The sequence below is a fragment of the Mycobacterium sp. genome (assembly GCF_019247635.1).
GTDB lineage: Bacteria > Actinomycetota > Actinomycetes > Mycobacteriales > Mycobacteriaceae > Mycobacterium.
In genome coordinates, this window is the sequence record NZ_JAFBAR010000117.1 from 1 (window position 1) to 8,476 (window position 8,476).

The window sequence follows — 8,476 nt, forward strand, 5'->3', positions numbered from 1 at the left end:
GCAATACGACATTCCGCAGCTGCTGTCGATGTATAAGGCCGGCAAGCTGAACCTGGACGACATGGTCACCACCCAGTACCGCCTGGAGCAGATCAACGAGGGCTACCAGGACATGCTGAACGGCAAGAACATTCGCGGCGTCATCCGCTACACGGACGCGGACCGTTCGTGACCCAAACGGTCGAATCTGCGGCGCTGACCGCTTCGCAGTCGTCGTGGCGTTGTGTGCAAGCCCACGACCGGGAGGGTTGGCTGGCGCTACTGGCCGACGACGTGGTCCTCGAGGATCCGATCGGCAAGTCGGTCACAAATCCCGATGGCACCGGAGTAAGGGGCAAGGAAAACGCGGCCGCGTTCTACGACAGCAACATCGCGGCCAATCGGCTGACCATCACGTGCGAGGAGACGTTTCCGTCGAGCTCGCCCGCCGAGATCGCTCATATCCTGGTGCTGCACAGCAGGTTTGAGGGGGGCATCACCAGCGAGGTGCGCGGCGTGTTCACCTACCGCGTCAACGACGCCGGGCTGATCACCAACCTGCGCGGTTATTGGAATTTCGAGATGATGAAGTTCGGCAAGGAAGAGTGAGAACTCGGACTTGCTCACGTTGCTCACCGAGATTGCCGTGAGGGTCGTGGTCGACTAGCCAACCACAGCCCTGGCGGCAATCTCGCCGCACCTATGCTGAGGCCATGGCATCGATCTTCACCAAGATCATCAATCGTGAACTGCCCGGCCGTTTCGTCTACGAGGACGACGACATTGTCGCGTTCCTGACGATCGAACCGATGACGCAGGGCCACACCCTGGTGGTGCCCCGCGCCGAGATCGATCAGTGGCAGAACGTCGATCCCGCGACGTTCGCGCGGGTCATGGAGGTCAGCCAGCTCATCGGCAAGGCGGTCTGCAAGGCGTTCGACACCGAGCGTGCCGGCATGATCATCGCGGGCCTCGAAGTCCCCCACCTACACGTGCACGTGTTCCCCACCCGTAGCTTGAGCGACTTCGGCTTTGCCAACGTCGACCGCGACCCGTCACAGGAAGCGCTGGAAGACGCTCAGGTCCGGATCAAGGCTGCGCTCGCTGAACTCGCGTGACTCAGGGATGACGGGCGCCGGCTCGCCGGGGACCCGCGGCAGTGAGACGCGGAAACAGCAACCCTGCCCGAGCGCGGTGGTCACCTTGACGCCGCCGCCGTGGGCCCGCACCAGCGAGTCGACGATCGACAAGCCGAGCCCCGTTCCCCCACTGGAGCGCGCCCGCGACGAGTCGGTGCGATAGAACCGCTCGAACACCCGGGAGGCGTCCTCCTGGCTCATGCCGGGGCCCCGGTCGGCAACCTCGAGCACGGCGTCGTCGCCGCTGGTGCCGACCCGCACGATGACGTCAGCGCCCTCCGGGGTGTGTTGTAGGGCGTTGGCAACAAGGTTGCCCAGCACCTGGCGCAGTCGGGCCTCGTCACCGAGCACCTCCGGGGTGCCCGGGCCGTCGAGGACCTCCATGGTGATCGTGCGGTGGGGGTCGATCGCCTGGGCGTCGTGCACGGCATCGCTGGCCAGCGCGAGCAAATCCACTTGGTGATGTTCCAGCGGGCGTTGCACGTCGAGGCGCGCCAGCAACAGCAGATCGTCCACGAGCATGCCCATTCGGCTCGCTTCGCTTTCGATCCGTGAGAGCAGCAAGGCGACGTCGCGGGCCGCCCCCTGCCGATACAGTTCGGCGAAGCCGCGGATGGTGGTCAGCGGGGTTCGCAATTCGTGGCTGGCGTCGGTGATGAACCGTCGCATCCGCTCCTCGGAGGTGCGTGCCGTGTCGGCCGAGGACTCCGTGGACGCCACCGCCTCTTGGATCTGAGTGAGCATTCCGTTGAGCGCCAACGAAAGTCGGCCCACCTCAGTTCGGGGATCTCGCTCTGGCACACGGCGATCGAGCTGGCCCCCGGCGATCGCCGCGGCCGTCTGCTCCACTTCGGCCAGCGGACGCAGGCTGCGATGCACCACCGCAAAACTGGCGATCCCCACTACCACCAGCACCGCCACCCCGATGCCGACCTGCAACCAGATCAACGACCGCACAGTGTTCTGCACGTCGGACAGGTCGATGGCCACGGTTGTCAACCCGCCGTGCGTCCCCCGCACCGTCACGGCCCGCCACTGAATGGCTGAACCGCCGACCGATGGCAGCGTCGTGGGGATGGGGCCGACGTCGTTGTTGGAAGGCAACGCCGGTTCGGCGTCGCGGTCGTTGATGGCCGTGAAGGTGCGGCCGTCGGGACTGATGCCCCGCACGTAGAACTTCGACGGCGGCCGGGCGGGATCCGGGCCCTCGGTGTTCGTGGTGGTCTGCTTCCACGGCGCCTGGGCCCAGGTGCGGGAGGCCTCGAGCAGCGTCGTGTCGATCCGGCTGATCAGGCTGTGGCCCAGGATCGTGGTGACCGCCACGCCCGAGGCCAACAGGCCACACGCCACCAGAATCAGCGTGGCGGCCACCAGGCCCACCCGCAGCGGCAGCCCGCGCCGACCCTGTGTACCCATACCCGTGCCCTTACCGCGGCTCCCGCAGGACGTAGCCCACCCCGCGCAGTGTGTGCAGCAGCCGCTTCTCTCCGGTATCGATTTTGCGCCGCAGATACGACACGTAGGACTCCACGACGTTGACATCGCCACCGAAGTCGTAGCGCCAGACGTGGTCGAGGATCTTCGGCTTGCTTAAAACGGTGCCCGCGTTGATCACGAAGTAGCGCAACAAGGTGAATTCGGTGGGCGACAGCGACACCGGCTCACCGGCCTTCCAGACCTCGTGGGTCTCGTCGTCGAGTTCGATGTCGGCGAAGGCAAGCCGCGAATTGCGGGGTTCGGTGCTGCCCTTGCCGACGCGGCGCAGGATGACCCGCAGTCGAGCCACAACCTCCTCCAGGCTGAACGGCTTGGTAACGTAGTCATCGCCGCCCAGTGTGAGTCCGGCGACCTTGTCCTGCAACGAATCTCGTGCCGTCAGGAACAGCGCGGGGGCGTCGATGCCGTCGGCGCGCAGCCGACGCAACACCCCGAACCCGTCCATTCCCGGCATCATCACGTCGAGAATGACCGCGTCCGGCCGGGCCTCCCGGGCGCGGTCGAGCGCCGCGGGTCCATTGGTCGCGGTGTAGACCTCGAACCCCTGGAACTTCAGGCTCACGGAGAGCAGTTCGACGATGTTGGCCTCGTCGTCGACCACGAGGACACGGGCTTCGGGTTTCGTTTCTGAGGTCGCCACGGTCACGACGACAATCCTGCTCGCACTTGGTTGAAAGTTTTCTTCACAATCATTGTGTAGTTCCTGTGAGCTCGGTGCCAGTAGTCTGTACGCATTCTGCCAGTACTTCTTTTCGACGGCTGAAACCCTTCGCCGGTTTCCGGCCGCCCGGCGTGAATACACTCGCAGGATGAACCTCGGCAACGGCATCCTGGCGATTGCGATCGCACCCGCGCGCATCGGCCTGGCCGCGACGGAGGCCAGCTTGAATGTCGCAGGCGCGGTGCTCGGTCTGGCTAAACAAGCCCTGGGTGATAGCGGCGGGGGGCGGGGGTCCAACGCGATGGCGAACATGCTGGGGATCGACGATGCACTCGCGCGGGCTAACCGGCTGGCCAAGCTAGTCGACGACGACGCGCCGCTGGGACGGGCCATTGCCCCGGACGGTCCGATGGACCGCATGCTGCGCCCGGGCGGGGTGGTCGACCTGTTGACCGCGCCGGGCGGGTTGCTCGATCGCCTTACCGCGGAGGGCGGGGGGTTGAACCGCGCGCTGCAGCCGGGCGGGCTGGTCGATCAGCTGACCGCCGAAGACGGGCTGATCGACCGGATCCTGGGCGAAGACGGGCTGGCCGAACGGTTGCTGTCCGAGGGCGGATTGATCGACACGCTGACATCCAAGGACGGTCCGCTGGAACAGCTCGCCGACGTCGCCGACACACTGGCCAGGCTGGCACCGGGGATGGAGGCTCTGGAACCCGCCATCGCGACGCTGCAGGACGCGGTCATCGCGCTCACCATGGTGGTCAACCCGTTGAGCAGCATCGCCGAGCGCATCCCGCTGCCCGGGCGCCGGCCCGGACGCCGCTCGTCCTCGCGGCCGGTGCGCTCGCAGCGCGTCATCGACAGCGACGAATGACGGGTTAGGCTTGCTGGCGGTTTTACCGGCCTCCTTAGCTCAGTGGTAGAGCACTCGCCTTGTAAGCGAGCGGTCGTCAGTTCAATCCTGACAGGGGGCTCGATAGCTCGATGCGCTCGGCGGCTGCTGCCGCTGAACGGCACAGATATGTCGACGCTGGGCGGCACGTGCGTCCGACTCCGGGCCTCAATGACACGAAGATGACGCAACTGTTTGCCAACTCGCGACCGCGTGCCGCTGTGGTGGCGGCGCAACGGCCAGCTACTCGTGGGCGCTCGGGTCGGCGTTGGGCACTTCCCCCCAGAACGCCTACCGGCGGTTCGGGCGCTAGTTGGGAGCGAATCGCCGCGGCGGTGGTGCGGCGGGGCGTAGCCTGCTGTCGGCGCGGAGCGCGCCTTTTGCGTAACCAAGGGGGTTGCAAATCGGATGGCGACGTTGCAGGAGATCCGTGACTTCGTGCGGCAGTCCGCACCTGGCGACTGGCACAAGATCGAGGAGGGCCCCACCTATCGGAGCCGGTTTGGTTACACGAAGGGACCGGGCAGCCGGTGGCGGCTCGAAGAGGACAGCCACCACACCATCCTGGTTTACACGCCCGATGTGGATCTGACCATCGCGTACGGAATGCACTACCACTCGCAGGGGGGAGATGAACCGGAGTACGAGTGGTCGCAGGTGTTCGCCAGTCAGTCGGTGCGCCCCGGTTTCGCGGACATCTTCTGGCGCGGATCGCTTATCGACCGGGTCGACTACGCGATCGTCGACGACCACCAGGGCATCCTGCCCATGGGCCGCGGACCTGAAGGCCTCAATGTCACGAGCTTTGACGTCGACGTCGCCAGGCTGCTGCACGGCATCACGGGCAAATTCGATAAATTCGACTACTTCTTCGGCCGGGTGCACTTCAACATCACCGATAGGTAGCCGTCGCTTGGGTCAATACGCCGATTGCACCTGCTATCGGGCTGTCGGGAAACGCTATGGGAGACTTGATAATTCAGGAGGAGCCCCGCTGGATATCTACGCCTCACCGTTGCAGATTGACGAAAACACCCTTGATCTCGGTGAACTCGTCGAGAGCGTAGGTACCCATCTCCCGTCCATACCCGCTCATTCCGAAACCCCCCCACGGAGCGCCCGGGTCGATCAAGGGCAGCTGGTTCACGAAGACGGTGCCGGCGCGAATCCGGTGGGCAAACGTATGAGCCGTGACAAGATCCTGGGTCCATACCACCGCAGCCAGGCCGAAATCGGAGTCGTTGGCCCGCTGCAACAATTCGTCCTCATCGTCGTAGGTGAGAATCGACATGACCGGACCAAAGATCTCGTCCCGCGCGATCACCATGTCATCACGCACACCAGCGAAAACCGTTGGCTCATAGAAGAATCCTGCGTCGAGGAGAGGTCCCGAGGCAGGCCGGCCGCCGGTGATCAACTGCGCCCCCTGTCGCAGACCACTGTCGACATATCTCGCGACGCGCTCGCGCTGCTCCGCTGAAATCAGCGGACCTATCTCAGTCTCGGGATCGAGCGCAGGACCGACCGCAAGTTGGCTGGCGGCCTTGGCGGCCTTCGTGACGAATTCGTCGACACGACGGGTATCGACATAGAAACGGGTATACGCGGCGCACGCTTGGCCGGTGTTGAACATGGCGCCCTGCACATTGCCCATGACCACTGCGTCGATGTCGGCGTCACGGGCGATGATGCTCGGTGCCTTGCCGCCCAACTCGAGGCTGACGCGCTTGAGCGTTGCGGCGGCGGCCGCGGCGACCTCTTTGCCCACCTCCGTAGATCCGGTGAAGGACACCTTCGCTACGACGGGATGAGCGACCAACGCCTGACCGACCTCCGGGCCGCCGGTCAGACAGTTCACAACGCCAGCGGGCACACCAGCGCGTACACACAACTCGGCTAGGGCAAGGGTGCTCAGCGGAGCTTGCTCAGCGGGCTTGAGAACCACCGTGTTGCCGGTGGCCAAGGCGGGGGCCAACTTCCACGCCGCGATGGCCAACGGGAAATTCCACGGCGTGATCAACGCGCACACCCCCAGCGGCTCGCGACGGGTGTAGTGGAACTGGTCGGGGATGGACACCACCGACTGGCGACCCTCGAGTTTGGTGCACCAGCCGGCGTAATAGCGGAACACCGCGGCAGCCAACGGCAAATTCACCTCGGTCGACAACGTAATCGGTTGCCCCATGTCGCGAGATTCCAACCGCGCGAGGGAATCTGCGTCGGCGTCAATCAACTCGGCGATACGCCACAACAACCTGCCCCGCGCGTCGGCGGTCATGTCACGCCACTGCGAGTCAGTGAAAGCGCGCGCCGCGGCCTGCACCGCGTCGTCGACGTCGTCCGCACCGGCTTGGGCAAAAGCCGCCAGCGATTCCCCGGTGCCGGGGTCGATGCTGATCCGCGTTTCTCCACTCGCCGCCGGACGCCATCGCCCATCAATCAGCAGAGACCTGGGACTAGTGAGATCGGTAGGAGCCGGTGCAACGTCCAGGTCAGCCATCTACTGATGGTAGAACCCGCCGACCGCGGTCGACAACGATCTGTGTCGCCGATCGGCCCGGTGCGCAGCACGATGTCCTTTGCCAGACAGCCCCGTTCACGGAACACGATGTGGACCCATTGTGCCGCCGGCAGGATGAGATGGCGTTGAAGGGTCTGACGTTCTGTTCTCAAGAGCCGCTTGACGTTTCGGCCTCGTGGAGATCCTGTTCCGTCCTGCCATGTTGGTGTCAATTGTCGAGGCGACCCTACTCCGCGAGCGCGCGCCGATCAGGGCAGCAGGCGCAAACCCCATCTGCCGAGCAGTGGCTGCACGAGCACAAAGACCGAGGTGTTCTCGTCATCATTGAGTGAACCCGACAAGATGCCGACCGCGCTCACGGTGCCGTCCGCGTTCTTCACATAACCCGCGCTACCGCTGTCACCGGGTTTGGCGTGCACGCTGGCTATCACCAATTCGCCGTCGATGTTTTTGATGGCGCCGCAAGTCTCACCGGTAACCGCGCCGAGCTTGCAGAATGGCGTACCCACCTGTATCTGGGTGGCGTCCCACACATCTCGAACCGGCCTGCCGCCGACATCGCCTATCGGCACGCCAGCACCCGGGTCGATGCGGATGATCGCGGCGTCCTTTCGGTCGCCTTCTTCCTCGCTGGCCGTGATCATTCCGAGCGGGACACCCTGCTCGTAAGTCCATAGCGAGCCTTCAGGATGGTCACAATGTCCGCTGGTGAACAGGTAGTAGCTACCGTCGTCACCTTGGGCTGCGAAACCCGCGGTGCACTTCCAGTCCTCATCCTTGACCTGTATCCCCGGCGTCGGGGGCACCGCCGCCAGCGCCGGGCCCGCGAATCCCGTCGCGGCCATTACCGTGGCACCGGCCAACCCCACCCCTCGGCGCCAACGTCCGGTCACACCGGTTACCTCTTCTCAGGTCCACATGGGAAAGGACGCGCAAAGACTAGCCCACGGTCGCATTTTCGGACACCTGAGTGCGTTGGTTTGCCATCTTAACGGTGAAAATCGCTTGCCCCCAGTAACTTTGGACGCCAGGGTCAAACGCCGCGGGCGGCAGGCATCGGATTCCAAATGAAGCGGCCGACACGACGAGCGCCGGCCGCACGGGCCGGACCGTCTACAGAGTCCCGAGGCCCGAGCCCGGCCGGAACGGCACTCCTATGGCCGCCGGGGGTTGGTCGCGGAATGCGGCAAGCACCTCGTCTTCCACCCGCGTCATCGGCACATCGCGGCGACGGGCTTCCAACAAGCGCCAACCCCGGACAACCATCGTCAGCAACAGAACCAGCGCGAGAATCCCAAGCATCGTCGTACTCCTTCGTTGTGGGTCGCCTGGTGACGGCCGAATCAAGCGACGAGTAAAGGTTCGATGCTGGCCCTCTTGAGATTCTGTACGGATCCTTGGTTGGGGCAGACCACAATCCGGCTGCCGACTGTCGCGGCGTTCTGCGTCAGGCTGACGCCGACGGCGCCAACAGACACGCCGTTCCGACTCGACTATGGTCGGGCCGCTTCATCGACATCGCGACCGCTTGCGAGGTCGCTGCAGTCCACGTTCTCGACATCTGCACGGCGCCGCAGGTAGGAGCCGGCGCCGGTGTCCCCGGATACCGCGGCCAGCACATCGCGCCAGTGACGCCGCGCCAGCACGACGGGATGACCCGGCCGCTCACCGAAATAGGCACGGGCCAGCCCGGCGCGGGATGCCAACGCGCGGTCGATGACTCGAGCGACCACCGCGGCTCCGACATCGGGGGTATCGATGACGTGCAGCGCGGCGAACTCGCC

10 protein-coding genes, 1 tRNA gene and 1 pseudogene are annotated in these 8,476 nt (G+C 65.0%); 6 read left to right on the forward strand and 6 right to left on the reverse strand.

The window, feature by feature from the left end; genetic code table 11:
* The 3 genes and pseudogenes from JO236_RS19995 to JO236_RS20005 all read left to right on the forward strand — a co-directional run.
* Positions 1-172 (forward strand): annotated as a pseudogene (locus tag JO236_RS19995) (alcohol dehydrogenase); the annotation flags it as partial.
* Entirely contained in the window at positions 169-588 is a 420-nt protein-coding gene (locus JO236_RS20000; protein WP_293334531.1) for a ketosteroid isomerase family protein, read from the forward strand. The pseudogene JO236_RS19995 and the gene JO236_RS20000, both read left to right, overlap by 4 nt.
* A 104-nt stretch (positions 589-692) precedes the next feature.
* A complete protein-coding gene (locus tag JO236_RS20005; RefSeq protein ID WP_293334534.1) occupies positions 693-1,097 on the forward strand; it encodes an HIT family protein in 405 nt (134 codons plus the stop codon).
* On the opposite strand, the gene JO236_RS20010 is transcribed toward JO236_RS20005, so the two are convergent.
* Positions 1,035-2,534 (reverse strand): sensor histidine kinase, encoded by a 1,500-nt coding sequence (locus tag JO236_RS20010; RefSeq protein ID WP_293334537.1) that lies wholly within the window; start codon positions 2,532-2,534, stop codon positions 1,035-1,037. The genes JO236_RS20005 and JO236_RS20010 overlap by 63 nt on opposite strands.
* Before the next feature lie 10 nt (positions 2,535-2,544).
* Positions 2,545-3,261 carry a two-component system response regulator PhoP gene (gene phoP, locus JO236_RS20015; RefSeq protein WP_416362297.1) on the reverse strand — a complete coding sequence of 239 codons (717 nt, stop codon included), beginning with the start codon at positions 3,259-3,261 and terminating at the stop codon, positions 2,545-2,547.
* Positions 3,262-3,424: 163 nt separating this feature from the next.
* Between phoP and JO236_RS20020 the strand changes: the two genes are divergently transcribed.
* The 3 genes from JO236_RS20020 to JO236_RS20030 all read left to right on the forward strand — a co-directional run bounded on the left by JO236_RS20020 (position 3,425) and on the right by JO236_RS20030 (position 5,077).
* Complete coding sequence (locus tag JO236_RS20020) at positions 3,425-4,153, forward strand: hypothetical protein (RefSeq protein ID WP_293334540.1); 729 nt, start codon at positions 3,425-3,427, stop codon at positions 4,151-4,153.
* Between the two features lie 28 nt (positions 4,154-4,181).
* Positions 4,182-4,253, forward strand: a tRNA-Thr gene (locus tag JO236_RS20025).
* Between the two features lie 326 nt (positions 4,254-4,579).
* Positions 4,580-5,077 (forward strand): hypothetical protein, encoded by a 498-nt coding sequence (locus JO236_RS20030; protein ID WP_293334543.1) that lies wholly within the window; start codon positions 4,580-4,582, stop codon positions 5,075-5,077.
* Positions 5,078-5,180: 103 nt separating this feature from the next.
* On the opposite strand, the gene JO236_RS20035 is transcribed toward JO236_RS20030, so the two are convergent.
* The 4 genes from JO236_RS20035 to JO236_RS20050 all read right to left on the reverse strand — a co-directional run.
* Positions 5,181-6,671, reverse strand: a complete 1,491-nt coding sequence (locus JO236_RS20035) for an aldehyde dehydrogenase family protein (RefSeq protein ID WP_293334546.1) — start codon at positions 6,669-6,671, stop codon at positions 5,181-5,183.
* A gap of 269 nt (positions 6,672-6,940) precedes the next feature.
* A complete protein-coding gene (locus tag JO236_RS20040; RefSeq protein ID WP_293334549.1) occupies positions 6,941-7,585 on the reverse strand; it encodes a S1 family peptidase in 645 nt (214 codons plus the stop codon).
* A gap of 220 nt (positions 7,586-7,805) precedes the next feature.
* A complete protein-coding gene (locus JO236_RS20045; protein WP_293334552.1) occupies positions 7,806-7,994 on the reverse strand; it encodes a hypothetical protein in 189 nt (62 codons plus the stop codon).
* A 191-nt stretch (positions 7,995-8,185) separates the two neighbouring features.
* The coding region (locus tag JO236_RS20050; protein ID WP_293334555.1) for an NTP transferase domain-containing protein at positions 8,186-8,476 on the reverse strand (291 nt) is incomplete at its 5' end.

Bases quoted from the DNA above. Each gene is read 5' to 3' on its own strand.
- JO236_RS20005 (WP_293334534.1), top strand. From the start codon at position 693: ATGGCATCGATCTTCACCAAGATCATCAATCGTGAACTGCCCGGCCGT.
- JO236_RS20010 (WP_293334537.1), bottom strand. From the start codon at position 2,534: ATGGGTACACAGGGTCGGCGCGGGCTGCCGCTGCGGGTGGGCCTGGTG.
- JO236_RS20020 (WP_293334540.1), top strand. From the start codon at position 3,425: ATGAACCTCGGCAACGGCATCCTGGCGATTGCGATCGCACCCGCGCGC.
- JO236_RS20030 (WP_293334543.1), top strand. From the start codon at position 4,580: ATGGCGACGTTGCAGGAGATCCGTGACTTCGTGCGGCAGTCCGCACCT.
- JO236_RS20035 (WP_293334546.1), bottom strand. From the start codon at position 6,671: ATGGCTGACCTGGACGTTGCACCGGCTCCTACCGATCTCACTAGTCCC.
- JO236_RS20045 (WP_293334552.1), bottom strand. From the start codon at position 7,994: ATGCTTGGGATTCTCGCGCTGGTTCTGTTGCTGACGATGGTTGTCCGG.